Here is a 24,369-nt window from a genome sequence, read left to right as displayed (position 1 = left end):
CACCGTCATGTGTTCCTCACAATCGTGAAAGTCAGTTCGTCACCATCGATGCGAAGCCACACGATGAAGTTCCCCGGATAAGGCCGAGGCCGATCAGCACCCGCCCACACATGCAGGGCGTTCGCGATCGCCGACACCGTGATCCGCGCAAGAGAACCCGTCGGGGAGATCCCCAGCCAGGACTTCTTCCCCGACGCGGTCTTGAACATCAGGTCGATATCCGGGGCATCCATCGCACGGATCAGGCGAGCATCTGTCTCGATGAACTCCGTCACGTTCGACACGACCTCATCGAGCGTCTCTGGCGGAAGGCCCTCCGCGAGCGCGGGACCGATGGCGTCGATCACCGCTTGGCGTGTCTTCCGGCCCGGCGTCGACACGTTGATCGCGGTGACCTGATCGGATGCAACACCACCCAGGTCGATCTCCACATACTCAGCCATTACGGCATCACCGCACCCTTCTCTACGATCAGCTTCAACGTGGACCCGCCATCCTTGAAGACAGCGGCACCGGGCACGCCCTGCACATCAGGACCGAACCCGTAGAGCACCGACCCCGGCGACAGCACGGTCTCCTCCGGGGGGCGGATGATGCCGCCCCCGGGTTGTGCCCAGAACCGCCAGATGTGCATCTCTCGGCCGTTGGAGGTGGTCGCGCCTAGCAGGTACCAGCCGCGCGGTCTGAGGTCTGGCGAGGCCACGAGGTTGGGGAAGATGACCGTGCCCGAGGACGACGGGATGGCGTACACACGTTCGCCGGTGATCGCTCCCGCTGGTGCGCCGGCGGCCATCCTGATGGACTCCCGCTCGGGCTGTACCCATACGCGAGTCACGTTCGCGGGATCCAAGCCGGCGTCCGTGACCACTGTTCTGTACTCAGGCATCAGACCTCCCGTAGTCGCGCATGACCTGGCGCGGGTTCATCGCGAGGGCTTGGCCTCCGCGGGTGAGTTGCGTGTGCCAGCAGAGGTGCTCTCCGCCGCCGTTGCCGGTCGAGCCGACGTAGCCGATGAGGTCGCCGCGCTTCACTGTCTGGCCCTCATTGACGAGCGGGGCGGCCTGCAGATGGAAGTAGCCAGTCAGCCAGTTCTCGTGCCGGATCCACACGTGATTGCCGCTGCGAGTGTCCCCGCCGGCGCCGTCCGCGAGCGCGACGTCGACGATTCCGTCGGCAGCTGCGTAGACGGGTGTTCCTGCCGGCGCTCCGATGTCGAGCGCGCGGTGGTCCTCGAACTCGCCGGGTGGTGTGCCGGGGCGGCGTCTCTTCCCGAAGCCGTTGCCCGGGGTGAACCTGGCGAGGGTCATGTCGATGGGCCAGGAGAAGATGCGTTCGGCGTCGGTGGGTTCGTACTTGACTGCGTGCGTCATAGCCAGGGCTCCCAGGGTTTGGTGATGAACCCCTCGGGGTCGATCTGGACGCCGTCTTGGCGTACCTCGAAGTGGAGGTGGTCGCCCGTGGACGTTCCGGTCGTGCCGACGATGCCGACGATCTGTCCTGCGGTGACGCGCTGTCCGACGACGAGCGTGGACGGTACTTGCTGGTGGGCGTAGAGCGTTTCGATGCCGTCGCCGTGGTCGATGATCACGTGGTAGCCGAAGCCGCTCGAGGCGTTGCCGCCGGAGAAGGTGACGGTGCCGTTCCCTGCGGCCGGGATCTGTGTGCCGCCCGGGAGTGGCCAGTCGACGCCCTTGTGGTCTGTGGAGCCGATGCCGCCCGGTGAGACGCGGGGGCCGAAGCCGTCCGTGATGTTGTCCGGGTTGAACGGCCAGCGCAGGTCACCGCCGAGCGGTGAGCCCACGTCGTTGGGGACGCGCCAGATCTTCCCGCCAATGCGTTCGTACGCGAGCCAATCCATGGAGTCGAGCTGCGAGGAGTTCGTGACGGCCGGCAGTAGCGGGATGTGCACGCCGTCGGGGCGCAGCTGAATGCCGTACTTAACGCTGCCCGCCGAGTAGAGCTCGAGCGCGCCCGCCCATGCGATGAGCTCCTGACCCCAACCCCATCGGATTCCGCCGTTGTGGTTGGCCGGATCGATCTCGATCGCGCCGGCTTTGAACTTGCCGTTGTCGACGAGCTCGAGGTCGTCCTCGATGCGGACGCGGGCACGGAAGCGAGAGTCGGCCGTGACGTCGAGGGTCTTGGTGACCGCGACGTCGCCGTCGAAGATACTCAGCCCCTTGAACTTGGCGGGGCCCTCCCACTCCAGATCGCCATTCCCTCTCAGGAAGCCGTCGACGCTCAGAGTTGATCCGTCGAGGAGGTTGAACAGGCCGGTCACATTGCCGGTTCCGTTCAACGTGAAGAGCGACCCGTCGAGCAAGTTGAGCTCACCGGTGACGCCGATCTTTCCCGTGGCGTCCATGTTGCCGATGAGGAGAATGCCGGCGCCGCCGCGGACGATGAGCCCTTGAGGTGAGCGGATCTCGAACGCGCCGCGCGAGACGCTCGCCGAGTTGTGCTGCGCGTTCAGGGAGATCTCTCTGAGGCGTCGCTCGAGAGCTCCGAGGCGGGAACTGAGTCCGTGGTCGGGCATCAGCCCCCCTTGACCTTGAGCGTGACGCTCCGGTTCGATCCACCCGAGTAGCCGAGCACGTACTGCCACGGGGACCATCCCGGCGGCAGCCACTCATCGCCACGGACCAGGGCGCGCGCTCGCATGCCTGGCATGAACTGATCGAGCTTGTTGCGACCATCGGAGCGCACCGTGAAGCTCATGAGCTCACGCGGCTCGGAGTTCGCGATTCGGATCGCGCGTGCGAACGCGTCGAGCTGGTCGAGAGAAGCAGCGCGGGAGAAGGTCTGCACCTTGTCGAGATACGGGCCCTGGTACGGCTCGAGGCCAGTGTCGAGCGCGGATTGCCCGAAGGGTCGAATCTGCTCGCTGCCCTCGCCGGGCGTGAAGGCGCCGGTCACCATGTCGATGCCCTCGGTCACCGTCTTCACGTCCTGCGCACCCCTGGCCCATTCGAGGGATGGGCCGTCGAGCAGCCCCCCGTTCGCGGGATCCCCGATGCGCACCTCGTGCTCGAAGTAGTCCGAGAGTGGAACGCGGCGCGGTCGGAAGTCGATGTCGGGAGCGTTCGCTTCCGCCTCCAGCGCAGAGATGATGTCCTCTGCCGTCTGGAACGAGTCGTTGTGCACCGTGTCCCTGCGGCTGCCGCCCACATGCCCGATGATCGTCAGGGGCACCTTCCATCGCGGGTTGCCGTCGAGCAGCGCCTTACGCACGAAGAGCGCCATGGCACGGCGGATGTCGAGCGAGTACGCGTCGACGGTGCCGGTCCCCCACCCGCCAACCGGGAACATCAGGCGCCGCGAGAGCAGGATGCGGAGCGACGAGCTCTTGACGGTGAGCCGTTTCGTGCGCTGCGTCCAGCCCGCCTGCGTGATGAGACCGGAATAGATGGGCCAGCGATTCCAGCAGATGTTGAGCTGGTGCGTCCACGGCATGAACAGCGTGCGGTGCTGCGCCCGGGAGAACGGCGACGCGGCAAGCGAGAACGTCGTCGAGCCGGAGGTGACCTGCCCAACGAGCCGTTCCCAGCTGCTCTCGCGAGTCGCAAGGCGCGTCACGTTCTGCACGGGCTTCCCTGTGATGCTCTCGGATATCTCGTAGGTGAACACTCAGCCCCTTTCGCCGTGACTCAAACGCGAGTGTTGAGACCGCGGACGCGCACCGAGCCCGAGCCGGCTTCAGAGACCGGCGCCAGGTAGGCGAGGTAGGTGCCATTCGGCGGAAGCGTCCACGAGTCGCCGGATTGCACAGCCCCCAGAATCGGGGCACCGTTCTGGTACACCACGCCGTCACGGATCACGTGCGTCTGGCCTGCGGAGAGCGTCGCTTGCACTCGCACGTGCCCGAGCGTCGCGGCTCCCGACATGAGGTGCACGCCGTAGCCGCCGACCATGGACGTGATGGCCGTGATCTCGAGCTCGACCTCCGCCTCGAACGTGCCCGACGTCTGCTCGATGAACACGCTCCCCGGGTTGGGGCCGAAATCGAAGGTGTCGCTGAAGATGCGAGGGTTCTCGCACCACAAGTTGAGCTGGAACGGCGAGAAGGTGTCACCCGAGTTGGCGAGCGGCGCGGTCGGGCGCGTGCCCTGCCTGCCCTGCGCCCACCACGTCTCGCCGGCGACGTCCTCGCTGATGCGTGCGAGGTGTCCGTCCGCGAGAAACGACGTGAGTCGACGGCGCAGATGCTCGAGCTTGAGGACCGTGCGCGCGACGACCTTTCCTCGCACGACGATGACGCGCGCATCCAAGTCGCCCGGCTGACCGAAGGCGCCGTGTCCGTAGTGACGCTCATCCGCGTCACGCCGAGCGTCGACGCCATCGTGCCAGCCGGTGACCCCGTTCTCCTCGATGAGGTAGCCCTCCCAGTCGACCGACGGCTGGTGGTCGAGGAACTCGAGGTCGTCGATCTTGAATGTGCGCACTAACCCACCCCCAGGTCCGCGAGACGAGCCTCGATGTCGGCTGCCGCCACGTGACCGATTGCCGCCTCGCTCATGTAGTCCCGAGCGACGACGTCGACCTGCACCAGCGGACCCGACGAGCCAGCAGCTGCGCTCTGCAGCGGCGAGTTCGACTGGAACGACGGCAGGCGAGGTGTGCTCGTGAGGCCGGCGACCGACGGGCTGCGCGACATGAGATCGTCGAACGCGTGCTGCACGACCGGCACCCCGTCAGAGATACCGAGCGCGAGGCCTGCGCTAATCTGCTTACCGACCTCGAACCGGAACACCCGCGACGGCGACGCGATGCCGAGGATGTCCTTGGCCCCGTCGATGATCGATCCGATACCGTCCTTCACCGAGGACACCGCACCGTCGATCGCGCCGGTGATACCGCCCACGAGCCCGGCGATGATGTCCTTGCCGACCTGCACCAGCCAAGTCGCCGCATCCGCGAGCGCCGTCTGGATCGTTGTCGGCAGGTTCGTGAACCAGGTCACCATGTTGTTGATGCCGGTCTCGACGCCGGACGCCATCTGCGACATCGTCGAGGTGACCCAGGCAACTGCTGCGTTGAATCCGTCGACGATGAACTGCTTGATGGCGGCGACTCCCGTGGCCACGAATCCCTGCGCTCTGGCCCAGGCACCCTCGATCGCGAAGACGATGTTGTTGAAGGTGCGCTGGATGTTGTCCCAGATCGAGAGGACTGTGACTGTCAGGAATCCGACGATCCATGCCCAGGCGGTGCTCACTCCGGTGGTGATCGTGGCCCAAGCGGTGGCCAGGATGTTCATGATGAACGCGGCTGCTTGACCGAAGAGCGCCTGGATGTTGGTCCAGGCGACGGTCACGATTTCGCCGATCGCCGCGAAGTTGCCGGAGAAGAGCGAGACGACCACGAGGATCGCCGCTGCGACGATCTGCTGGATGATGGCCCAGGCCGTGGTGAAGATCGTCGAGATGACGGACCAGGCTGTCTGCACGACTGCCTGCACCACCGCGAAGGCGGAGCTGAAGATCCCGGCGACGTAGTCCCATCCGGCCTGCACGACCGAGGAGATCGACGTCCACGCGTCCGTGAAGAACGACGAGATCGCGGACCATCCGGCGGAGACGGTGGAGCTCAGCGAAGCCCACGCATCCGTGAAGATCGTCGCGATCCCGGCCCACAGTCCGGAGAAGAAATCGGACACGGTCTGCCACACGGACGTCAGATCCGCAGCGGACGAGCCTCCGCCCGACACCAGGTCGGTGAACCACTTGATGGCCTCGGTGATGCCGGTCACGACTGCCGCGAGCACGTCCGCGACGAACGTGAGCGCAGGCACCAGGAGGGACACCAGGTTGGTGGCCAGGCCCAGGACCGGCTGGAGCAGCAGTACGAATAGGCCGAGGATCGGCTCGAGCAGCGCGGCCACCAGACCCAGGAGTGGCGAGAGGAGGCTGAGCACCGGAGCCAGCACGCCCGCGAGCGCGGCCAGGACTGGCGTGAGCGCGGTCGCTAGCTGAGCGATGAAGCCCGCGACCATGCCGAGGATCGGGCCGAGCTGCGCGAACAGGGGCGCGAGCACTCCCAGCACCGAGGCGATCGGTACGAGCGCGGCCTCCACAAGCGGCATGAGCGCCGAGAGCAGTGGCCCCACGGCCTGCGCGACGGTCACGAGCAGGGCGGCGAGGGGCGGCAGGAGTGCGGACACCAGGGAAGCGATTGGCGGGATGAGCTGACCGACTGCACCCGTGAGGGCAGAGCCGAGCACCTCGATGACCGGGCCTAGCGCGGTGAGTACCTCGGTGAGCACCGGTGCGAGTCCGCCCAGCGCGGCACCCAGTAGGGGGCCGAGCTGTGAGACGAGGGTGCCCGCGACGCTGAGCAGCGCGCCGAAGGCGTCACCGATCGCCGGCATCATCGGCAGGAGGGCAGAGATGCCCGTCTGGATCCCGGCGAAGAACGCTGTGAGGCCGGTCGCGAACGCCGGCTGCGCGAGGGCCGTGGCGATGCCCTGGAGCGCGGTGGACAGGATACCGCCGGCCTGCGTGAAGACGGTGGCGATCGTGCCTGCGAGCTGAGCGAGCGTGCCACCGGCGGCGGACACTCCAGGACCGAGAGCATCGATGCCAGCCTTCGCCCCCGCGAACACGGTCGTGAGGCCCGTCTGGAAGCCTGGCGAGTTCACCACTTCGGCGATGCCGCGCAGCCCGACAGCGAGTCCAGCGAGGCCGCCGAACTCGGCGTCATTGGCGGCGCGGACGAGGCCGGCGAGGATCGACGAGGTCGAAGCGATGACCGAGCCGAGATCCTGCAGGGCCGTGATGCCCGTGTCGATCCACGTGCGCAGCTGGCCGTCGGCGTCAGCACCCTGCAACCAATTGTTGAACTGGTTCGCGATGTCGGAGATCCACGTGCCCAGGGCGGGCATGTACTCGGCGCCAACGAAGCCGAGCGTGGTGATGGCCTCAGCCATGGCGGAAGCGCCGGCGCGAGCGTTCTCGATGCCCGTGGCCAGGCCGGCGAACATGAACTCGAGTACGCCGCCACCCATGAAGGACTGCAGCGCAGCAGCGAAGTCTCCCGTGAAGGCACCGAGCTGGGTGGAGACGCGACCGAAGCCGGACTCCAGCTGCGGCAGCAGGGAGTTGACCATGTCGAGGATGGGCTGGCGAGCCTGCTCCCAGAAGCGGCCCGAGATTATCTCGCGCAGTCCGGTCATGGCCGGGGCCAGTGACTCGAGCTGCGCGCCGGCGTCCGCGAACGCGACGCCGAGGGCGATCGCCGAGACGATCACGCCGGCGAGGATGCCCGGGAGGAGCAGAGCTGCGCCGGCGATCGATGCGATGCCGCCGGCGATCGCGAGCAGGCCGCCGAGACTGGAGAACGCGGCCGCACTGAGTCCCGTGATGGCGGTGGCGAGCAGTGCGATGGACGGCAGGTTCTTGTCCATGTTCGAGAGCGAACGGCCAATGTTCTCGAACGTGTTGGAGAGGACTCGTGCGCCCGACAGGCGAGCGATCGCGGTTGCGGCAGTGGCGAGGGAAGCCTGGTTGACGCGGACCACCAGCGACACAAGACGCCGGCGGGAAGCGACGGCGAGCTGCGCCTCGGCCGCGAGCGTGTCCGCCTCGGCCTGCACGGTCGCCTCGTGCTCGGCATCGATGATGTCGTCGATCTGCTCGGCAGCATCGCGGGTGTCCGCGGCGACGCGGAGGTGCGCGGTGCGAGCGGTGACCTGGTCGATGAGCTCGGAGATCTCGCGACGGAACTTGGCCGCGTCCTCGACACCGGCGGGGATCTCGAGGCGCGACTGCGTCTCGATCTGCTCGGCGAGGCCGGCGACCTCTCGGCGCATCTTCTCGCCGTCGACGGTGGCCGGCACGAGTGCCTCGAAGTCGCTGAGTGCTCGCGTGAGGTCGCGGTCGACACTGCGACGGAAGACCTTCTCGTCGGCGGACACGGGCACGCGCACGGGGCGGCGCGCGGTCTCCTTCTGCGCTGACTCGCTGGCGCGGCGAGCGGACCTGGCGAGCTCGGCCTCATCGATCTCGGCGCCGACCTCGATCGCCTGGCGCGAGCCCTCCGCGACGAAGCGACGCAGGCCGTCTTCGGCCTTGGTGAAGTCGGCGACGACCGCGACGTTCACGCGCGCGGCCTTCTCCACCTTCAGGAGGAACCTGCGCAGCGACGTCGAGAAACCTGCGGTGTCCGGAGTCGTGCGGATCTGGACTCTGCCGACAGTGCTCACGCGCCACCCCTTCCCGGTCGTAGACCGATAGGGGTGGCGCGCGGTCAGCTCCCCTTGAGGGCAGCCACGAGCTCCTGGATTGTTTTCGGGCGGTGATGCCGCGCACCGTTCCCGGGGCGCTGCATCGGTTCCGCCTTCTTGCCGGCGAGCCCCATGAGGAGATCAGCCAGCGTGGTGAGTGCGGACGTGTCCGGCGTCCACCACAACCAGGACGGGCCGTCCTGGTTCGGTTTCGGCGGATGGTCCGTCAGGTACTGCGCGCGGAACCGCGAGTGCGGGTGCGACAGCAGGCCGTCGAGGAGCTCAAGAACATGGCGCGCGGGTGTCGGGCCTTCGATCGCAGCGCGGTATCGCATCTGGTAGATCTCTTGGTAGTCCCAGACGAGCATCGGATACTCGTCCAGCCACGCGCACGCCAGCTCTATTCCCCCAGTTCGCGCATGTACTCCGAGAGCAGCGCGGAGAACACCATCTCCGAGTCCTTGAGGCCCTGCGACCACTCGATGTACGCGGTCTTGTCGGCGGCGATCGACTCGAAGAACTCGTCGACCTCACCGAGCAGCGTGAAGAACGCCGACAACATCTTGGGGTCGTCCTCGTTCACCACCCCGTCCTCGTTCACGTACTCCTTGAGCGAGAGCGCGTGGATCTTCAGCTGCGACTTGTGGCGCTGACGGAACTGACTTGCCGGCAGGAGCGTGGGAGCTCCAGCAATCAGAGCCTTCACTTCGAGTTCCTCTTCGCGCTTCTGGGCCGCGGTGGGCTTGCGAGCTGCCATGTCTACTCGCCGCCCTCTCCGCCGGCGATGAAGTCGTCTGGCCCGAACCACTGCCAGACGCCAGGGTCACCCTCGGGGCTGTCAGGCAGGAGCCCCGCCTCGGGGACGAGGAAGGGGGCGACGAACGGCAGCTCGACGAAGTTCTCCTTGTCGAGCTCAAGCTCCCCACCGAAGCCGATCGCCGCGTTCGGGGCGTAGATGCCGAAGCCGCCCGAGTCGTGCGAGGCGATCATGACGAGCGAACGCGGCGACGTGCGCTTCTTGGTCCCGACCACAGAGCCGCCGGTCTCGGCAGGGCCGGACCATGCGCCCATGATGAGGTTGAACGTCTCGCGGTCGAGCTGGATGCTGTTGCCGGAGAGCGACGCGTTCACGTTCGAGTAGAACGTGTAGAGGCTCGAGGCGAGCCAGGAGCCCTTCGTGGTGGCCTCGCCGCCTTCGAGTGCAAGCGAGGGGAGGTTCTCCTCGGACGTGTGACCGAGCGACTCCCAACCCACAGGCGGGTTGCCGCGGGCGGCGGCGAGCGTGAATGCCTTGATGCCACCGGAGGGCAGTTCTGTGTTGGGTGGCGCGTGGAAGAATGCTCCGTTGCCGGGGATCGCGAACGTGGTCTTGGTGCTCATCAGGGAGCCTTTCTGTTGGTGTCGATGACGAGCCGGAAGGCCGCCGAGTACTGCCCGACCGATTTCTGGCCGAGCACTGTGGTCGGCTGCCGCTCGGGCAGCATGAGGTCTTCCACGGATGCGATATGCCCGTGCTTGGTGGTGCGACCCGGCCAGCGATGCGCGGCCGCGTAGACGTCGCTGACGGTGTTCCACGCAGCCGACGCAGCGCCAAGCGCCTGCACGTCGAGCCGCACGAGCCACAGCCCGGGGCCGTTGCCCGTCTGCCCCTCACCCGAAGGCGTGTAGACGATCGCCGGCAACTGCAGCTTGTCCTCGACGTCAGGAACGACCGTCACATCCTGGATCTCCGAGAGGAGCTCCATGGCGACACTGTCGAGGTCGAGGAGTTCATGCCGCGACATCAACCGCTGCCGTGCTTCTGCGCGGCGCGACGCATGAACCAGAGACCGCGCACCCACTTCGCGCCGGGCGAGACGGGGCCAGGCTCGAAGTTGTTGTGCAGGTGGCCGAACTCGATGGGGCCTGCCTGCGGGTGCTCGAAGACGATCAAGCGATCCTTGCCGCGGCCGGCGACCTCGATGTGGATGTGTCCTGCGAGGTTGTGCGCGGCAGCGCCGGCCTTTGCGGATGCGGCCACCTCGGCCGCGGCGAGGTCCATCTCGCGCGACTCCCCCGCGATCTGGGCCGCGATGGCATTCGCGTTCTTGAACACCTCAGCCATCAGCGTTCGTCTCCTTCAGGAGCACCTCGATGTGCGCGGTGCGAGGAGATCCGTCGCGGCGCTTGGGGCGCCCAACGGTCGAGTACTCCACCCCTCGGTGCGTCACGAGCGAGCGAGCATCCCCGGGCCACTCTCGCGCCAGGATGCGGGCATCGCTCGAGGGCACCTCGCCGGCGGAGAGCTGCTCGGATGAGCCGGTCTCGCGGAACCCGCACTTCACCTTGCGGATCGGCGGGCCGTCCGGGACGAGCTCTGTGCCGTGTGGGGTGCGGTGCACCTTGCGGGGCTGCACCGTGACGAGGTGGCTATCGAACGCGCTCATCGGCCCCACCCCCGATCACTGCTCATGCTCACGGTGCCCACGGCCTGCTGGCCGGGGTCGGCGCCGTCGAGCACCTGTCGGTCTTTCTCTGGAAGCCAGAAGTCCCCCGAGCTGACCGTGGGCGAGAGGTCGAAGGAGTAGACCCCGTCTGACTCTTTGGTCTTGCCCTCGAGGTTGGTCAGCTTGCGCAGCACCACCTCGCACACGATGCGCGTCAACGAGGTGAGGCTGAGCGCGCCAGTGGCGATGCGCCGCACGACGAGCGCGCGACGGTTGGCGAGCACAAAGTCCAGAGCATCCACGAGCTCGGTCTTCAGCTCGTCCTCCGAGTACGGCGTGAGCTTCTTCTGGCGATCGCGGTTGTGCAGCTCCTGCGGCCAGTCGATCTCGTCCATGCATCTCCCCTCGGGAACGTGCCAGCAGGGCCCGGGATCGCCGGGCCCCGCGAGCGCGGTTAGAAGACCTCTGCGGCGAACGTGGAGTTGGCGCCGGTGAGGACCGGGAGTGCGATGGCGGTGCCGAGCACGTCGAGTCCTTCGGGGTCGGTGCGTCCGAATGCGCCGGCGAAGATGCCGGGCTGTTCGGGTCCGCTGATCCCGTAGTTCGGCTGCAGCGCCTCGGTCGGGACGCCGTAGTCGGTGCTGCCGAGTCCGCCGAGCCCGTTGATGCTGGGCTGCGGGAGCAGGAGCACTGTGCCGGCGGGGAGGATGGCTCCGACGTTGAACCCTGCGTAGAGGGTTGCGACGTCCGTGACGGTGATGAATCCGTACTGAGCGAGGACGGACTTGACCGCGTCGTAGGAGATGCGGCCGGGGAGGTTGTCCGAGCGGCTCAAGGCTGCTCCGATGATCTCCGCGTTCTTCGAAAGGAACTCGAGAACGTCGGCCGTCATCACGAGGCGGGTCGGCGTGATTGTGTCTGCGTCGTTGACGCCGAGCTGTGACCACTTGATGAGGTCTTCGAGCGGCTTAGCCGCGGACTGCCCCCAGCGTGCCGTTCCCGTGAGCTTGACCGTCCGCTCTGCCTTGCGTCCGTAGTTGATGTCTGCGCGGAGCCCGTTCTCGGAGAGCGTGAGTCGCCCCTTGCGGAACGCCTCGGCACGCGCGAACTCGAGACGCAGCGCGATGCCGCGGCCGAGGTGCTCCGCGTGGTCGACGAGCTTGTCGTAGAGCGCCGTCGTGCTCCGACCGTTCAGCATGAGCTCGTCGTACTCCGTCACGCGGCGCTTGCGCGACAGCGGGGGAAGCTTGCCCGAGCGGGTCATCTTCCCCTCGGAGTTCCCGTAGGGCGCCTCGGTGTCGTACGCGCGGTACTCCGCCGTGTCGATGGACGCCGAGTTGTCCGAGAACTCGAACGAGAGCGTCGCGTTCGAGCGGTCGGGAAGGTACTGCGCGAGGGGCAGCTGGGCGGTGACCGCAGCCGCGGCGGCACGTGCCGCCGCGGTCAGCTGGACGGCGGTGGCGTGAGCCAGGTTAATCGTCATGTTCTTCTCCAGATCTGGCGCTAGACAGCGGCCACGTAGTCGACACCGCGGAACACGAACGATCCCGTGGTCTTGGTGGCCGTCGTGAGGACCGGCGAGGTGGGCACGAACTCGGGCACGATCGAGCCGTGCTCGAGGAGGGCGCCGTTCATGAACTCGGGCTTGCTGCCGAAGGTGGGCAGCTGCTCGGGCGCGAGGAGGAAGCCGGCCAGGATCTGGCGACCGTCCGTCGCTGTGGCGCTGTACGGGCCGTAGACATCGAGTCCGGTGAGCTTGCCGAGCGGCAGGCCCGACGGGATCACGCCGGTCTGGGCGTCGTAGTGCGTGCCGGACGTGAGCAGCTCGGTGCTGATCGCGACCGTGACGCCGGTGTCGCTGGCGTGCTTAGAGCCAAGCCACCGGAAGTCTCCGGAGCCGGGCGTGTACTGGGTGGTGGTGCCAAAGCTAGGCATGGGGTTACCTCCGGTTGGTGTTGTACTTCTCGGCGAACTGCTGCTGCAGGGCCGTGACGGAACCCGCGGAGGTCTCTCCGGGGCGGTGCTGGTTCAGGTCGGCCGAGTAGGAGTCGTCCGGATCCTTGGGTGCGAACTCGGCCGCGAGATCCGCGAGCGCGTCGGCATCCGGGAACCCGTCCTCACCGAGCAGCTTGTCGGCGCGGATGGACGCGAGTACTCGGGGCGGGATGGTGCCGCCGGTCTGTGCGATCAGGCGCCCGAGCTCGGAATGCACGAGGCGTTCCTGGTAGGCGCTGACCGTTGGTCCCGCCTCGTTCGTGACGGGCGGATCCGCCGGCGGGTCTGCAGGGGGATCTGCAGGCGGTTCTGGGTCAGCGGGCGGCGTCGCATCCGCGGGCGGCGCCTGCTCGCCTGCAGGCGGGGGCGTCTCAGCTGGCGGCGTGACACCTTCCGGATCCGCGGGCGGCACGGCAGGGTCCGCGGGCCGCGTTCCAGTTGCCGGTGTCTGGTTGGAACCGTCCGCGGGCGGCACCAAGTAGCGGATGCCCATCGCGTCGAACCTCGTGCGGAACCCGATGACGGGCGGGCGGTGGTGGTCATGCTGCATTGAGTGCCTCCTCGGCGGTCTTCGCTTCTCGTGTGGCGCGCTCGGCGGCGCGCCTCTCGCGAGCCTTCTTCGCGCGGCGAGCTCGGCGCGCAGCGGCCTGCGCGGGGGTGTTGCGCGCCTCACGTTCAGCGCGACGCTCGGCGGCCCGAGCATCTGACCGGCGCTGGGCGTAGGCGTCCATCTGCTTCTCGAGGCGTCGCGCTCGCTTCTCGAGCTGGTTGAGCTCACCGGCGCCCACGTAGGTGACTTCCTGCCGGTCCGGATCCCGAAGTGCGGCGCGGATCGACTCCGTCAAGGCGTCGACTCGCGCTGCTTCCTCGCTCCAGCGCTGCGCGTCGAGCGCGTCGGACGGATCCCGCCACACCGCCTGCGAGGTGCGGTCGTCGTTGATGGTCAGGAGCGGGCCGAGCTCGCCGTGCGTGACGTCGCGCAGGTGCAGATCGCGGAGCGTCCGCCCCTGCGTTCCGCCGGCGGCTTCGTACAGCGCCTTCAGGTCCGCCTTATTGAGCTGCAGACCAGGATCGAAGGTGTCCGTGAGCGGTGCGGTGGTGCACTTGCAGAGCAGGTGCAGCCGCTTGAGCTCGCCGATCGTGTAGAAGCCGGTCGACGCGACGATGCACAGGCCGCACGGGCCCGAGCGGGACAGCTCGGGGTGCAGGACGCGGCGAAACCCGAGGATCGTCTTGCGCTCGACGTCGGCCGTGCGCGAGCGTGCGCGCGCCGGTGACTCGATGCCGTCCGACTCCGCGGCCTCAGCCTCGGCCCAGAGGCGGTCGGACTCGAGCTGTGACGCCTCGTAGGCGAGTTGCTCGCCCTGGTCCACAGCGCGTTGCACGTCCGCGTCGACGAGCTTCTCCAAGCGGAGCAGCGCGGCGCGCTTGCCGAGACGTTCTCGCTCGGCGACCTCGCGGTCAGCCGCCTGCGAGAAGGCGTAGCGGAACTGCGCTGCAGGACGCGAGTAGACCTCGTCGATCGCAACGGCCCCAGCCCGTGGGTAGTTGACCCTCGGGGTCGCCCCCGTTGGGAACGGTGCCGACACCTGCTTGACCATCTGCCGCCCGAACGCGAAACCGGTACGACCGGCGGAAGCGAGGGCGTCCTCGATGTCCGTGGCGGATGCACTGGCCATGGTCTGGACCCAGGCGTCAGACCAGTACTGCTCCGGTGTCCCTGCGTTCCAGCGGCGCCAGAGCGCCCGGACCAGGCGGAGCACGAGGCTGTCTATATTCGACGCCTCGCGCTCCGCGAGCTCTCCGATTGCCATCAGGCGGCCGCCGGTTCAGGATCCAGGAGGCGCTCGTCGCGCTCGTCTTGCTCGATCTGCTCGATCTCCTCTGGCGTGAACCGGAAGACGAGCCGCCAGATCGACCGACGCGGCAGCGTCGTAGATGCCTGCGAGGCTGCCTGTGAGCGCTCCGCAATGCTGGAGCGGTCTGCCGGCGCCCACACGATCGCGATGCCGTCAGTTCGTGGCTGGCCGTCCGCGGCGAAGCACATCTCCATGAGGAGGCCGAGCGGTTCATCAGCACGCGCCTGGAGGTCTTCAACCTTGAACACGAGCCCCTCACGGGCGAGCGAGGCACTCTCTGCGGAGTTGTTCGCGCCGTCCGACCCCAGCATGTAACTAGGCGTGCGGGAGACTGCGGACAGATGCTTGACGTCATCCGCGATCGCCAGCCGGAGGGGGCCGATATCGGTGACCGCTGACTCCCAGATCTCCGCGCCGAGCGGGAGCTGCCAGAGGGCCGCGGGGCCCGCCTCGAAGACTGAGCCGTAGTCGATCTCCTGGCCAGCTTGCGGGTGCCCCTCTGGGTAGAACTTCGGGAGCCCCTTGATCGCGCGCTGGCGGAATGCCTGCATGACCGTGATCGTGATTCGCTGGAAGATCTGGTGGTTGATGCGGTCGAGCGAGTCGAGGTGCGGCTCGAACTGCCCTTTGCCATCTTCGGATCCGACAGGGACCACGGGGAGTCGTCCGGCCGCCCAGGGGATCAGCTGCGCTTCTTCGATCCAGCCCCACCCCATGCCGGGGTACCAGGACGCGAGACGTGTGCCTTCGTCTGGGATCGTGGACACCTTGGAGGCGCGGCGAGCTCGGCGGGAGTAGACGCGGCCGTCGACGACTCGCCAGAGCGTGAGCTGGTCGGCGCCCTCTTCGGGGAGCCAGCTGATGGCGATCGCGGAAGTCGCGTTCCATGGCTCACCGTCCGGGGCATCGACCAGCGCCCGCCACGGCGAGAGGCGGCGGGCTGTTGCCCTCCCGGCGAAGCGCCCCGCGAGCGCGATGCCGCGGCCGTAGACCGCGACGTCGTGGAGCACGTCACGGGATACGGCCTTGCCGTGGATGCGGCGGTACAGATGCGCGGCTTCCCGGTCACTAGCGAGGCCGGTCGCTGTGGCGCTCGTGAATCCCACCGGGCGCCACCGGTCGGTCACGGCCGCGACGAGGAGCTGTGCGAGGTTGAGTCGCGCGAGGTTCAAGAACCGTGCGTAGGAGTCGCGCATGGACCCGTTGCCGCCGTCAGGGACGGAGACCGTGCCTGCCTGGTGCTCTGCGAGCAGCGCCAGGCGTGGGTAGTCGGCACCGAGCTTCGTCGCGAGGCGGGTCGCGACCCACTCGTCACTGCCGGGAGTCGTCACGGATGCGAACATTCGCGCCCCCTCTCATCGAAGCCGCTTGGGCATGTAGAACTCGGGCTCGGGCTCTTCGGTCTGGCCGAGGAGCATGAGCAGGTAGGCGTTGCGTGCCGCGTAGGCGAGCGTCGCTGCCATGGCGGCGTCGATTTTCAGCGGCGACTTCGGGGTCTCCTTGAAGATCAGGTCGCCCTGTTTGCGCGCGCGCCGGCGTGCGTTCTCGAAGTGGCGGATGAGCCGAGGGTCGGCGAAGACGCGCACGTCCTGCTGGCCGCTGATCGCCGTGTGGAGGCGCTCGAGCGCGGCCACCATCGGGCGGGGGTTTTCCGTCCAGAAGCGGATGGCGTTTGACGCCATCGACTTGACGCGGAGGTTCGGCCCGTAGGTGGTTTCCCAGGCGTCGACCCAGCGTTGCCAGTACGGCGGGTCAGCGAAGAACGCGACCACGTCTTGGCGTTCCATGACCTGTGCGACGATCGCGTCGAACGCTTCCTCGTCGACGCGCCACGTCGCGGCCTCTGGCCCGTCGGGGACTTCCTCGAGCTTGATCGTGAAGAGGAGGCCGTCGGAGATGCGGCAGCCGACCAGCGCCGTGGAGTCGCCCGTGAGCGCGCCGTCGAAGCCGAGCGCGATCTGCTCACCCTCGGCGATGATCGACTTCCAGGCGTTCTCGCCCTCGCCGCGGTCGGCGTGCTCCTGCCACTCCGCCTCGAACGCCTTGACCTTCGTCATCTGCTGCGGGGTGACCCACGCATCCGACGCGGCGGTCAGCGCGTTGAGGTAGTAGCGCAGCGCCTCGCGGGGAGACGTGCGGGCGTCGAAGATCTTGTCGACGAGATCCTCGAGCGAGTTCCAGTCGAGGGCTTCGCCGTAGGCGTCCGTGAGAGCAGCGCGGAGCAGCTGCTCGTCGCCGAGCTGCTCCTCCTCGATGAGGCCCCAGCGGTGGTCCACGAGCAGGCGACCGCGGCGCGTCTTGCCGTCGCGGATATTCTGCGCGTACTTGTAGGTGCGCTCGGCGATCGAGTCGGCGCCGGGGCTGTACATCGTGGAGGTCTCGAGCATCCACGGCTCGGCGATCTTGCCGCGCTTGGGCAGGTTGCGGCTGACCGTGTTGTACATCGAGCGCAGCGTCGGGGTGTCGTAGAGGTGCGTCTCGTCGGCGACCGCGAAGGTCTCCTTGCCGCCGTCCTTAGAGGCGGCGCCGGCGGTCGAGGGGATGATCTCGCCGCCGTCGGCGAGCAGGATGCGGGTGCGGCCGACATCGATGCCGTACGCCTTGAGCTGCGAGAGCGGGCCGGATTCCAGGTTGCGGTAGACCAGGTCGAAGACGTTGCCGGTCTGACCTTCCTCCGTGGCCATGATGCGGATGTACGGCATCTTGACCGGGCGGGCCATCGCCTCGCCTGGCTCGTAGGTGTAGGTCTGGCCGAGGAACTCGTAGGTCTCGCCGCCCTTGGCCCACCCGGCGAAGCGGGATGGGCCGACAGCCTCGAGGAGCACGAGCTCGCCGGCGAGTCCGGACTTGTTGCCGCCCTTGGGGCGGGAGAAGAACGCTGAGTCGTAGAGGCGTCTTCCGGACGCGTCCTGCGTGTAGCAGTCGAGGATGAATCCGGAGTACTCGTCGCCGTGCCGGATGGCTTCGCCCTCGACGTCGCCGGGGCCGTGCACCACGAACGTCTCGATCCACCAGAGCGCGACCCAGAGCGCACGGCGGCGCGAGTGGTCGGGATGGCGGGTGCGCTCGTGAGGCATGACACCTCCGTCAGTCGTCCTGCAGACGCCCCCGTCGACCGGCCATGCTCGTGACGGTGGCGCCCTCGCCGTCGCCGGCGGGGGTGGTCTCGGGGATGTCGATCTCCTGACGCAGTCGCAGGCGGTCCTCGGGAGTGGCACCGAACTTCGCGACGCGCAGCCGAATCTCGGAGGCGAACTCCCAGCGCTTCTTCTCCCACATGACGTGGTGCATGAGCGCGGTGTCGAGGAGGAAATCCCAGTCGGGCTGCGAGAGCATGCGGCTCGCCTGCGGGGAGCGGCGCCAGTGGTTCCACCAGCGCCGGGTCATCGGGTGCCAGTCAGGCTGCGTAACGGCGCCGGTGAGCTCGTCGACCTCGACGGGGAACACGAGGCTCGCTTTCGGCAGCGTCGGGCCGACTGGCTTGTCCCCCGCCACGAGCCGAGTCTTCTCTGGCCCGGCATTCCGGCGAACAGCCCCCGGCTTGGGAGCAGGACCAACACCGGCCACGTGCAACCTCCGGTTCCGCCCACCTCTTGAGCACGTTGCGCGCGAGCGTCCGGGCCACCACCGCGACGGCTCGGCCGCGAGGGCCGGCGTCGGTCGCGAGGCTGCGCGCGGTCGGGGTGAGCACGAAGTCGGTGACGTCACGGCGATCCTCGATCGCGCGCAGCGACTGGTACGAGACCGGGATGGCGGCGCGCAGATCCGGGTTTCGAAGCTGGAAACGACGGGCATCGGCCAGCGTTTCGCCCAGCACAAACATCACCATCCGCGACCCTCTCAACTTCCCCAGACCCGTACACACAGCGAGCGCCAGAACGCGAAGCGGTGTGACGGCCAACGACCGGGGAGGGGGGTCCCACCCGGGGTGTGCCCCTGACCAGGGGTTTTTCATCGCGTGCGAGTCAGATCATGCCAGGATGCTTCGGTGCATCTGCGAGTTCGCGCGCTTTCCGCGCGATCGCAGAGGCTGTGCCACCTTCGAGGTCGGTCTTCTGCTTGTGGTGCCAGGTGCACAGGGCCGCGAGGTTCGTGTCGCTGTGATCGTCGCCCGGCTTGATGTGGTCGACGTCGGTGGCCGGCTGTGGGCAGCGCTTCCCATCGTCGCGTCGCAGGCGCTCGCACTGGCCGCCGGCGCGGCGCATGATGCGCGGCACGATCTCGGGGCGCCAGTTGCGCGGTAGGCGAGCTCTGCGCGTGGAGCCAACCCAACCCCTAGCCACCTACCGACCAGCCGTTCTGCGACTGGTGCACCGCAACTCCGAGCAGTCCGTGTGTGGTGACGAACGTCTGTCCAGTGGGCATCAGGACGCCGACCGCGGACTGGTTCGCTTGCTCGAGCTCTGGAGACATCTTGTGGCTCACCAGCACCCAGTCGGCAACGTACGCGTCCGGCTCGACCGCGGCGTGGTAGGCGCGAATGGCCTCAGCGAGCTTCTGCTTCTCGACGTCGGGGTCGATGTCACTCATCGTGCATCTCGACGGCTTCGAGGATGTTCGCAGACGCCCATGCCGCGAGCGACGCCGACTGGTGAGGTGATCCGGGGCCGGCCGCGTAGTCACTCAGGTACTCGACAGGCGCCGCCGGATCGCTACCCAAGCGGGTCACCTCGAAGGCGACCACCCATGCCGTCAGCTCGCCGGCGGTCTCGTCGTCGCTGACGTCTTCGTGATGCGCTCGGATGGCTTCCTCGAGGCGCTGCATCGTCGCTCGGCTCATGAGCTGACGCTCTTCGCGTCTGTTCGCGTGCGCATGCTGGCTCCTCTGTCGTGTCGAGTGCGGGCGCGCAGGTGCGCCTGGGCCGCAAGGTGTCAGCCGGTGATGAGCGTCCTTCGAGGGGAAAGTCAGACCTCGTTGACGCGCCCGCAAGTAGTCGTGAAACGACGAAACCCCAGCACGAGGGCCGGGGCTTCGATCTTCGCAATGCTCATGGCATACGAGTCGCACAGGTGCATCCTATAGGAAGACTTCCTAGTTAGCAGCCACCACTTCGCGTATCAGGGGCGCGTGCGCGCGCGAGCCTTACCCCCAGCACTTCGCGCCTCGGCGACCTGTTCGTCCATCACCTTGGCTAAGCGCCGCACTGCACCGATCTCCACAAAGCGCTTCCCGCCCCGCTTCTCCTGCACCAGGCGCTCGGCGTACACCCACGCCTCGAGCGTCTTGATCGATCGACTCACGAGGTCAGCGGCTTCCCCGATCGGCATCCACACCTCGGGCTGGAACACCTTCCAGCACGAGCCGCAGAGCGCCTGGTTCGGCACCACGGGATCAGCGAAGACATCCTTGGCCTTGCAGTTGGCACACTCTCGCGGGCGCTGCGGCACGGGGTCGCGATCCCAGAGAGGCCAGCGCACGGTCGGCTTCCCGAACCACTCGTCGGCGAACTGCAGCCAGGCGGGGAACTCCGACCGCAGGACGATCTCTGGCCACCACGTCTCCAGGCGGTTCGTGAGCGTCTTGGCCCAGAGCGTGATCGTGTCGATGCCGTGCGCCTCAGTGACTACGAGACGAGGGCCGAGCACGTCTCCGCGCTCCGAGCGACGCACCATGTAGTCCAGCGACTCCCACGCCGGCATCTCGAGGAGCTCAGCCCAGTACGACACCGAGTTGTGGAGCTCACGGAACAGCGAGTCGAGTGCATCCAGCGGAGCACCCCGCAGCGGCAGGCGACGCACCTCGGTCGGCGTGAAGCTCGTGGGGTCGTCATTCGACTGCGCCGTCGGCAGCGTCAGGGCCGCGAGGTGGCCGCACAGCTCGGGCACGCCTTTCAGGATGCGGATGGCCTCGAACTCCTCGAGCACACGAATCGTGCGCCCAGACGCGAGGCAGTGCGTCCTGACGCTCATGCGACGGCCACCGCGAGCGCGGGATAGATGTGGTGGTGGTTCATCGGTACTCCGTCTGGTTGTAGGTGCTCGACTGGCCTCGGCGGAGGTTCATCAGTTGCCGGTAGCGCTCCTGGTTGTGTTCGATGGCTTCGACTCGTGCCGGCGACTCCCGCCACATCTCGACCATGCTCGAGGCAGGGCGAATGGCCGGCGCCACGGGGCCCGCTGGGATAGCGCTCGACGGCTCGTCGACGCTGAAGGGCACGACCCATCGGTCGGGCTGCAGGTTCATTCCGCCCTGGATGGTCGCGAGCATCGCACCGCGATCGCTCGATCCGTCGAACCCCAGCACCACCTTTCGGTCCTGCGGGGGACGCAGCGCATCCGCGAAGCCAGCTAGCGCGCGACCCACACCCGAGAACACCTCCCCCACCACGTCCAGCGCGGCCGCGACCACCTTCGTCAAGCCTGGGATCTCCGCAACCGCGTCCGTTGCCTGCTGAGCCCGCTCCGCCTCGCGAGCGGAACGAGCATGACGAGCTCGCGCCCGATACTTCATCCGCGGGAACTCCGCCGGCGTCCGCTGCCTCTGACCACTGCTCATGAGTCCTCCGACCCTCCTGCGGCACGAGCCGCCTTGCGATCCTGCTTCCGCTCCCGACGAGCGAGCTTCCTTCGTTCCCTACGCGACAACCCCAGCGCCTCCTCCACACCCGACACGAAGCCCTCCGTCCACGCAGAGGCCTCGCACATCAGGCACTCGCTCGGAGGCCAGCCATGCTCACAATGCCCCTGCATCAGCGACCACCCCGAGACGACGGCGACCACAAGACCCGGACCGGCACGAGCTCGCCACCCTCTTCGAGGTGAGCGACCATGAGCGACCCGATCGGCACCGGGTTGACCGCCGGCGGATCATCAAGAAGAACCGTCCACGACACTGGCTCACCACGCACTGCCGCCAACGCGGACTCGACCTCACCCTCAGCACGCACACGAGCCGCCTCGAGCACCTCCGCCTCGCGCTGCGCCACCAGCGTGTCCACGAACGACATCAGCCACGGAGTGAGCCGCTTCGACGCGTCCTCAGCCTCCTGCGGAGTCAGCGCCACCGGATGACCACGAGCCAGCAAGAACGACGAGTTCGGACCCATGGCCCCCACCCGCACGGCGTCTCGGATCGCTTCGGCCAGGGACTGCGCCCGCGGCATCTCGAACGTCTCAGCCACGGAACCACTCCCGCCACTCAGCCGCACACCACAGCCTCACCATGAGCCTGCCGAACTGCCAGGCCAGGACGAGCGGCCAAACCGGAGCAGTGAACACCAGCCGCGCCGGCACCCGCAGATCGTCCTCGTCCTGAGCCCAGACCACCACCGCCAAGAGGATCATCAGCGCCGCGATGACCACATAGGCGGGCAAAACCCACTCAGGCACGAGACACCTCCCGAGCAGCTTCGAGAGCGGCACGAGCAGCCTGCCCGGCGAACCCGGCAAGGATTCCCGGTAGGTGCTTGTCGAGCGCGTCCAACGTCACGGCTGGGCCGAGCAACGCGAGACGCAAGCCCTCCTCGAGCAGCTTCTCCACGGCCAGCACAGCGGCCTCCGCCTCCGCGCCCGTGACCTCGCGGGCCTCGGGTGCGAGAGCGAGCACGGCGTCCATGCGCTTGAGGTACAGATCGCCGACGCGCTCCCACGCCTCTTCGATGTGCTTGAACCCCTCGAAGTCCGCGTCGAACATCGCACGTGCGCCCTGCTCACGGTCGAGTCGCTTCGCGCGCTCGTCGGCCCTGACCTTGACGAACGTCCGGGCGACTTCCTCTTCGAGCTGACTCGCTGGCCTAAACACCACCCGAGCGCGGCCGTGCGCGTACCAGCTGGCGACCTCCGCCTCGGTCGGCGTGTACTCCTGCTCAGGCACGCTCATCACCACCCGCGAGCGCGAGAGGGACAGGCTTCTTCGACACGAACCAGGACCGAGGCTCGGCGCCAGGGGTCGTCTCGAGGTCATCGAGCACATGCCTCGGGAAGCGGGACCGTACCCGGCCCCATGGATAGACGTCCTCGGTGGCGGACACCTCCAGCCAATGAGCCATGCGGTCGCAGTCGAGCGTGCGCGACGTCAGGCCCAGTTGCTCTCGAGAGGCGTCCGGGTCGCTCGTAAACCAGGCGAGGCCCGTCTTGCCCGGCTTCACCACGCCATCGCGGAGGATGCTCGGCAGCTTGTCGTCGCACGTGAAGTGGTAGAGCTTCGTCATTTCGTCTCACCTTCCTGTGCGAGCGCGAGAGGCTCAGTGCACGCCTCGCACGCCTCTTCGGCCCCCTCGATCATGGAGACGATGCCGTTGCCGGCCGCGTAGCCCGACGAGCTCACGTGCTTGTGATCCTGCGGAGTCGGGCCGCACGGATACGGCTTGATGTGTTCGGGCTCGACGCCGTAATGCCCGGCCCTGTCGTAGACGAGCTCGCCGGACGGGTCCTCGTTCATCTGCGACGCCCACGCCCAGGCCTCATCGCCCGACATGCCCTGCAGGAGAGCATCAGCCACGAACGCGAGCATGCGGGCCTCAATGAGCTGATGCACCCGATCGTTGTACTCCGCCGTCGAGGCCAGTTTCCAACCCGTGTCCCACGTATCCAAGCCAACCGCTCGCGACAGCAGGTACGGCACCTCAACGGACAGCGGACGCACCTCGTACTCGCCGCCATGCGGGTACAGCTCGTGAGCGAAGCGGCGCCTCGTGCGGCGAGCGGCAGGAAGTAGATCCGGTCGGCCCTCATGCTTGATGCGAGGAATCCCGAAAGCGACACCCACCGACACCGCCGTCGAGTTCTCCGCCTCCCGCTCCGCGTGACGCACGATGCCATCACCGTTCGGAGACGTCTCGAAATACCAACCCCAGCCAGGCTGCGTCGTCACCTCGAGGAGCTCACGCACGACGTCAGCGATCATCACGTCATCCACACCGAGATCCAGAGCCCACCGGATCACCGCCTCGCGCGCCAGCCGCACATCCATCGTGCCCAGCACCAGCCAAGCGCCGCCGTCCTCGCCGAGCTCGTGCACCGTGAGGCCCAGCTGAGCGTTCGTCACCTGCGTCTTCGTCGTCGTCATCGTCCGTCTCCCGTCTCCAACAGCTCGGCACCAAACCGGCGACCGAACACCACACGAACCGGCCACAACCACCACCGCGAGCGCAGCAGGGACCTGACCTCGGCGAGCGCACGCCGGCGTCCCCGCGCCTCGTGAGCGTCAAGCTGCGCCCATGCGTCGCGAATCCCGGCCATCGCCGCGACCTTCATCTCGTCCATGGCATGAATCAGCGCCTTGGCCGCCGCATCCGAGCGCACGTGATGCACCAGGTCACCGAGCTCACGAACCTCGGCCACCTCGAGCTGCCTGCCCTCCGTGTCCGTCGCCCGCCAGCCCGAGTCAGCGACCAGCTCGATGACCTCCAGGTCGGGATCCTCGGTGACGTACAAGCCAGGCGACGTCGGCAGCGGAGGGAACACCCGATACAAGCCGTAGACCTGCACCGTGTCGACCGGGAAGCGCATGTCGCCATCCAGCGGCCGCAGCACCAGCTCCCCCTCGTGACGCTCCACCACCGACCGGTTCGCACCGTACTGCCCGATGCAGACGGTCCAGCCCTCGAACAGATCCTCCGCATCCACCCGCACGAAGGTGTCCCCGCTCATCGCCGCACCGCCCGACGAGACGCACGCGACGCGTGGATGAGCTCCCGAGCCGCGGCGACCAGACGATCCGCCGCGTCCCCCGCCGGCGTCTCCTGATCCGGTCTCATCAGCGCAGGCAGACCCTCGAAGTAGCGCGCGAACTCCAGCAGCTCGTCCTCCGAGAACACCAGCGCCACCGTCGCGAGCGGCGTCACCACACGAGCAGCACACAGCCCCTCATGACCCTCGCCCCGCTCGCACGCCACCGACACCCGGCACCGACCCACCAACGACTGGC

General features: G+C 67.6%; 33 protein-coding genes. All 33 read right to left on the bottom strand.

The features are described from left to right. Positions 1–5: 5 nt before the first annotated feature. The 33 genes from ACQFZP_RS03490 to ACQFZP_RS03330 all read right to left on the bottom strand — a co-directional run bounded on the left by ACQFZP_RS03490 (position 6) and on the right by ACQFZP_RS03330 (position 24,289). Positions 6–431, bottom strand: coding sequence for a hypothetical protein (locus ACQFZP_RS03490; protein WP_211890340.1), 426 nt, complete (start codon positions 429–431; stop codon positions 6–8). 11 nt (positions 432–442) lie between these two features. Beyond that, positions 443–886, bottom strand: a complete 444-nt coding sequence (locus tag ACQFZP_RS03485) for a hypothetical protein (protein ID WP_211890339.1) — start codon at positions 884–886, stop codon at positions 443–445. After that, complete coding sequence (locus ACQFZP_RS03480; RefSeq protein ID WP_211890338.1) at positions 879–1,370, bottom strand: M23 family metallopeptidase; 492 nt, start codon at positions 1,368–1,370, stop codon at positions 879–881. Before ACQFZP_RS03480 ends, ACQFZP_RS03485 begins: the two co-directional genes overlap by 8 nt. After that, positions 1,367–2,536 carry a M23 family metallopeptidase gene (locus ACQFZP_RS03475; protein ID WP_211890337.1) on the bottom strand — a complete coding sequence of 390 codons (1,170 nt, stop codon included), beginning with the start codon at positions 2,534–2,536 and terminating at the stop codon, positions 1,367–1,369. Before ACQFZP_RS03475 ends, ACQFZP_RS03480 begins: the two co-directional genes overlap by 4 nt. Further along, positions 2,536–3,627 (bottom strand): hypothetical protein, encoded by a 1,092-nt coding sequence (locus ACQFZP_RS03470; RefSeq protein ID WP_211890336.1) that lies wholly within the window; start codon positions 3,625–3,627, stop codon positions 2,536–2,538. Before ACQFZP_RS03470 ends, ACQFZP_RS03475 begins: the two co-directional genes overlap by 1 nt. A gap of 20 nt (positions 3,628–3,647) precedes the next feature. Further along, positions 3,648–4,442, bottom strand: a complete 795-nt coding sequence (locus ACQFZP_RS03465) for a hypothetical protein (protein WP_211890335.1) — start codon at positions 4,440–4,442, stop codon at positions 3,648–3,650. Beyond that, complete coding sequence (locus ACQFZP_RS03460) at positions 4,442–8,200, bottom strand: hypothetical protein (protein ID WP_211890334.1); 3,759 nt, start codon at positions 8,198–8,200, stop codon at positions 4,442–4,444. Before ACQFZP_RS03460 ends, ACQFZP_RS03465 begins: the two co-directional genes overlap by 1 nt. A 44-nt stretch (positions 8,201–8,244) precedes the next feature. Further along, positions 8,245–8,589 (bottom strand): hypothetical protein, encoded by a 345-nt coding sequence (locus tag ACQFZP_RS03455; protein ID WP_211890333.1) that lies wholly within the window; start codon positions 8,587–8,589, stop codon positions 8,245–8,247. Between the two features lie 32 nt (positions 8,590–8,621). Continuing rightward, positions 8,622–8,978, bottom strand: coding sequence for a hypothetical protein (locus ACQFZP_RS03450; RefSeq protein ID WP_211890332.1), 357 nt, complete (start codon positions 8,976–8,978; stop codon positions 8,622–8,624). 2 nt (positions 8,979–8,980) lie between these two features. Then, a complete protein-coding gene (locus ACQFZP_RS03445) occupies positions 8,981–9,601 on the bottom strand; it encodes a hypothetical protein (RefSeq protein WP_211890331.1) in 621 nt (206 codons plus the stop codon). After that, positions 9,601–9,966, bottom strand: coding sequence for a hypothetical protein (locus ACQFZP_RS03440; RefSeq protein WP_211890330.1), 366 nt, complete (start codon positions 9,964–9,966; stop codon positions 9,601–9,603). The genes ACQFZP_RS03445 and ACQFZP_RS03440 overlap by 1 nt, the downstream gene beginning before the upstream one ends. 38 nt (positions 9,967–10,004) lie before the next feature. Further along, positions 10,005–10,325 carry a DUF5403 family protein gene (locus tag ACQFZP_RS03435; protein WP_211890329.1) on the bottom strand — a complete coding sequence of 107 codons (321 nt, stop codon included), beginning with the start codon at positions 10,323–10,325 and terminating at the stop codon, positions 10,005–10,007. Then, positions 10,318–10,647: a hypothetical protein gene (locus tag ACQFZP_RS03430; RefSeq protein ID WP_211890328.1), complete on the bottom strand. Its 330-nt coding sequence runs from the start codon at positions 10,645–10,647 to the stop codon at positions 10,318–10,320. The genes ACQFZP_RS03435 and ACQFZP_RS03430 overlap by 8 nt, the downstream gene beginning before the upstream one ends. Beyond that, the gene (locus ACQFZP_RS03425; protein WP_211890327.1) at positions 10,644–11,042 is read right to left on the bottom strand and encodes a hypothetical protein; all 399 of its coding nucleotides are present in this window, start codon (positions 11,040–11,042) and stop codon (positions 10,644–10,646) included. The genes ACQFZP_RS03430 and ACQFZP_RS03425 overlap by 4 nt, the downstream gene beginning before the upstream one ends. A gap of 59 nt (positions 11,043–11,101) precedes the next feature. Then, positions 11,102–12,130 carry a major capsid protein gene (locus ACQFZP_RS03420; RefSeq protein WP_211890326.1) on the bottom strand — a complete coding sequence of 343 codons (1,029 nt, stop codon included), beginning with the start codon at positions 12,128–12,130 and terminating at the stop codon, positions 11,102–11,104. A 20-nt stretch (positions 12,131–12,150) separates the two neighbouring features. Next, positions 12,151–12,582: a hypothetical protein gene (locus tag ACQFZP_RS03415; protein WP_211890325.1), complete on the bottom strand. Its 432-nt coding sequence runs from the start codon at positions 12,580–12,582 to the stop codon at positions 12,151–12,153. 4 nt (positions 12,583–12,586) lie between these two features. Further along, positions 12,587–13,192, bottom strand: coding sequence for a hypothetical protein (locus ACQFZP_RS03410; protein ID WP_211890324.1), 606 nt, complete (start codon positions 13,190–13,192; stop codon positions 12,587–12,589). Next, positions 13,182–14,456 (bottom strand): hypothetical protein, encoded by a 1,275-nt coding sequence (locus ACQFZP_RS03405; RefSeq protein WP_211890323.1) that lies wholly within the window; start codon positions 14,454–14,456, stop codon positions 13,182–13,184. Before ACQFZP_RS03405 ends, ACQFZP_RS03410 begins: the two co-directional genes overlap by 11 nt. After that, positions 14,456–15,844, bottom strand: coding sequence for a hypothetical protein (locus tag ACQFZP_RS03400; protein WP_211890322.1), 1,389 nt, complete (start codon positions 15,842–15,844; stop codon positions 14,456–14,458). The genes ACQFZP_RS03405 and ACQFZP_RS03400 overlap by 1 nt, the downstream gene beginning before the upstream one ends. A gap of 12 nt (positions 15,845–15,856) precedes the next feature. Beyond that, positions 15,857–17,578, bottom strand: a complete 1,722-nt coding sequence (locus ACQFZP_RS03395; protein WP_211890321.1) for a hypothetical protein — start codon at positions 17,576–17,578, stop codon at positions 15,857–15,859. 10 nt (positions 17,579–17,588) lie between these two features. Continuing rightward, the gene (locus ACQFZP_RS03390) at positions 17,589–17,996 is read right to left on the bottom strand and encodes a hypothetical protein (protein WP_211890320.1); all 408 of its coding nucleotides are present in this window, start codon (positions 17,994–17,996) and stop codon (positions 17,589–17,591) included. Between the two features lie 470 nt (positions 17,997–18,466). Next, positions 18,467–18,706: an HNH endonuclease gene (locus ACQFZP_RS03385; protein WP_211890319.1), complete on the bottom strand. Its 240-nt coding sequence runs from the start codon at positions 18,704–18,706 to the stop codon at positions 18,467–18,469. Positions 18,707–18,776: 70 nt separating this feature from the next. Beyond that, positions 18,777–19,031, bottom strand: coding sequence for a hypothetical protein (locus ACQFZP_RS03380; protein WP_211890318.1), 255 nt, complete (start codon positions 19,029–19,031; stop codon positions 18,777–18,779). Then, positions 19,024–19,281 carry a hypothetical protein gene (locus ACQFZP_RS03375; protein WP_211890317.1) on the bottom strand — a complete coding sequence of 86 codons (258 nt, stop codon included), beginning with the start codon at positions 19,279–19,281 and terminating at the stop codon, positions 19,024–19,026. The genes ACQFZP_RS03380 and ACQFZP_RS03375 overlap by 8 nt, the downstream gene beginning before the upstream one ends. A 278-nt stretch (positions 19,282–19,559) precedes the next feature. After that, entirely contained in the window at positions 19,560–20,411 is an 852-nt protein-coding gene (locus ACQFZP_RS03370; protein WP_211890316.1) for a hypothetical protein, read from the bottom strand. Between the two features lie 40 nt (positions 20,412–20,451). Continuing rightward, positions 20,452–20,997, bottom strand: coding sequence for a hypothetical protein (locus tag ACQFZP_RS03365; protein ID WP_211890315.1), 546 nt, complete (start codon positions 20,995–20,997; stop codon positions 20,452–20,454). Positions 20,998–21,190: 193 nt separating this feature from the next. Beyond that, on the bottom strand, positions 21,191–21,622 hold the full coding sequence (locus ACQFZP_RS03360) for a hypothetical protein (RefSeq protein ID WP_211890314.1): 432 nt from the start codon (positions 21,620–21,622) through the stop codon (positions 21,191–21,193). Next, a complete protein-coding gene (locus ACQFZP_RS03355) occupies positions 21,615–21,830 on the bottom strand; it encodes a hypothetical protein (RefSeq protein WP_211890313.1) in 216 nt (71 codons plus the stop codon). Before ACQFZP_RS03355 ends, ACQFZP_RS03360 begins: the two co-directional genes overlap by 8 nt. Further along, positions 21,823–22,314 carry a hypothetical protein gene (locus ACQFZP_RS03350; protein ID WP_211890312.1) on the bottom strand — a complete coding sequence of 164 codons (492 nt, stop codon included), beginning with the start codon at positions 22,312–22,314 and terminating at the stop codon, positions 21,823–21,825. The genes ACQFZP_RS03355 and ACQFZP_RS03350 overlap by 8 nt, the downstream gene beginning before the upstream one ends. Next, positions 22,307–22,651, bottom strand: a complete 345-nt coding sequence (locus ACQFZP_RS03345; RefSeq protein WP_211890311.1) for a hypothetical protein — start codon at positions 22,649–22,651, stop codon at positions 22,307–22,309. Before ACQFZP_RS03345 ends, ACQFZP_RS03350 begins: the two co-directional genes overlap by 8 nt. Continuing rightward, positions 22,648–23,508: a hypothetical protein gene (locus ACQFZP_RS03340; RefSeq protein ID WP_211890310.1), complete on the bottom strand. Its 861-nt coding sequence runs from the start codon at positions 23,506–23,508 to the stop codon at positions 22,648–22,650. The genes ACQFZP_RS03345 and ACQFZP_RS03340 overlap by 4 nt, the downstream gene beginning before the upstream one ends. Beyond that, positions 23,505–24,068 carry a hypothetical protein gene (locus ACQFZP_RS03335; protein WP_211890309.1) on the bottom strand — a complete coding sequence of 188 codons (564 nt, stop codon included), beginning with the start codon at positions 24,066–24,068 and terminating at the stop codon, positions 23,505–23,507. Before ACQFZP_RS03335 ends, ACQFZP_RS03340 begins: the two co-directional genes overlap by 4 nt. 20 nt (positions 24,069–24,088) lie before the next feature. Beyond that, entirely contained in the window at positions 24,089–24,289 is a 201-nt protein-coding gene (locus ACQFZP_RS03330) for a hypothetical protein (protein ID WP_211890308.1), read from the bottom strand. Positions 24,290–24,369: the final 80 nt, after the last annotated feature.

The organism is Pseudoclavibacter sp. Marseille-Q434, assembly GCF_050315415.1.
In the GTDB taxonomy this organism is placed as follows: Bacteria; Actinomycetota; Actinomycetes; order Actinomycetales; family Microbacteriaceae; genus Pseudoclavibacter.
This window is presented reverse-complemented; position numbering and strand designations above follow the sequence as displayed.

What these genes read in the sequence shown, in the direction of transcription:
- ACQFZP_RS03340 (WP_211890310.1), bottom strand. Translation starts at nt 23,508, where the DNA reads ATGACGACGACGAAGACGCAGGTGACGAACGCTCAGCTGGGCCTCACG.
- ACQFZP_RS03415 (WP_211890325.1), bottom strand. Translation starts at nt 12,582, where the DNA reads ATGCCTAGCTTTGGCACCACCACCCAGTACACGCCCGGCTCCGGAGAC.
- ACQFZP_RS03445 (WP_211890331.1), bottom strand. Translation starts at nt 9,601, where the DNA reads ATGAGCACCAAGACCACGTTCGCGATCCCCGGCAACGGAGCATTCTTC.
- ACQFZP_RS03450 (WP_211890332.1), bottom strand. Translation starts at nt 8,978, where the DNA reads ATGGCAGCTCGCAAGCCCACCGCGGCCCAGAAGCGCGAAGAGGAACTC.
- ACQFZP_RS03345 (WP_211890311.1), bottom strand. Translation starts at nt 22,651, where the DNA reads ATGACGAAGCTCTACCACTTCACGTGCGACGACAAGCTGCCGAGCATC.
- ACQFZP_RS03400 (WP_211890322.1), bottom strand. Translation starts at nt 15,844, where the DNA reads ATGTTCGCATCCGTGACGACTCCCGGCAGTGACGAGTGGGTCGCGACC.
- ACQFZP_RS03370 (WP_211890316.1), bottom strand. Translation starts at nt 20,411, where the DNA reads ATGAGCGTCAGGACGCACTGCCTCGCGTCTGGGCGCACGATTCGTGTG.
- ACQFZP_RS03425 (WP_211890327.1), bottom strand. Translation starts at nt 11,042, where the DNA reads ATGGACGAGATCGACTGGCCGCAGGAGCTGCACAACCGCGATCGCCAG.
- ACQFZP_RS03485 (WP_211890339.1), bottom strand. Translation starts at nt 886, where the DNA reads ATGCCTGAGTACAGAACAGTGGTCACGGACGCCGGCTTGGATCCCGCG.
- ACQFZP_RS03455 (WP_211890333.1), bottom strand. Translation starts at nt 8,589, where the DNA reads ATGCTCGTCTGGGACTACCAAGAGATCTACCAGATGCGATACCGCGCT.
- ACQFZP_RS03375 (WP_211890317.1), bottom strand. Translation starts at nt 19,281, where the DNA reads ATGAGCCGAGCGACGATGCAGCGCCTCGAGGAAGCCATCCGAGCGCAT.
- ACQFZP_RS03380 (WP_211890318.1), bottom strand. Translation starts at nt 19,031, where the DNA reads ATGAGTGACATCGACCCCGACGTCGAGAAGCAGAAGCTCGCTGAGGCC.
- ACQFZP_RS03480 (WP_211890338.1), bottom strand. Translation starts at nt 1,370, where the DNA reads ATGACGCACGCAGTCAAGTACGAACCCACCGACGCCGAACGCATCTTC.
- ACQFZP_RS03430 (WP_211890328.1), bottom strand. Translation starts at nt 10,647, where the DNA reads ATGAGCGCGTTCGATAGCCACCTCGTCACGGTGCAGCCCCGCAAGGTG.
- ACQFZP_RS03385 (WP_211890319.1), bottom strand. Translation starts at nt 18,706, where the DNA reads ATGCGCCGCGCCGGCGGCCAGTGCGAGCGCCTGCGACGCGACGATGGG.
- ACQFZP_RS03405 (WP_211890323.1), bottom strand. Translation starts at nt 14,456, where the DNA reads ATGGCAATCGGAGAGCTCGCGGAGCGCGAGGCGTCGAATATAGACAGC.
- ACQFZP_RS03420 (WP_211890326.1), bottom strand. Translation starts at nt 12,130, where the DNA reads ATGACGATTAACCTGGCTCACGCCACCGCCGTCCAGCTGACCGCGGCG.
- ACQFZP_RS03440 (WP_211890330.1), bottom strand. Translation starts at nt 9,966, where the DNA reads ATGGAGCTCCTCTCGGAGATCCAGGATGTGACGGTCGTTCCTGACGTC.
- ACQFZP_RS03435 (WP_211890329.1), bottom strand. Translation starts at nt 10,325, where the DNA reads ATGGCTGAGGTGTTCAAGAACGCGAATGCCATCGCGGCCCAGATCGCG.
- ACQFZP_RS03410 (WP_211890324.1), bottom strand. Translation starts at nt 13,192, where the DNA reads ATGCAGCATGACCACCACCGCCCGCCCGTCATCGGGTTCCGCACGAGG.
- ACQFZP_RS03365 (WP_211890315.1), bottom strand. Translation starts at nt 20,997, where the DNA reads ATGAGCAGTGGTCAGAGGCAGCGGACGCCGGCGGAGTTCCCGCGGATG.
- ACQFZP_RS03475 (WP_211890337.1), bottom strand. Translation starts at nt 2,536, where the DNA reads ATGCCCGACCACGGACTCAGTTCCCGCCTCGGAGCTCTCGAGCGACGC.
- ACQFZP_RS03395 (WP_211890321.1), bottom strand. Translation starts at nt 17,578, where the DNA reads ATGCCTCACGAGCGCACCCGCCATCCCGACCACTCGCGCCGCCGTGCG.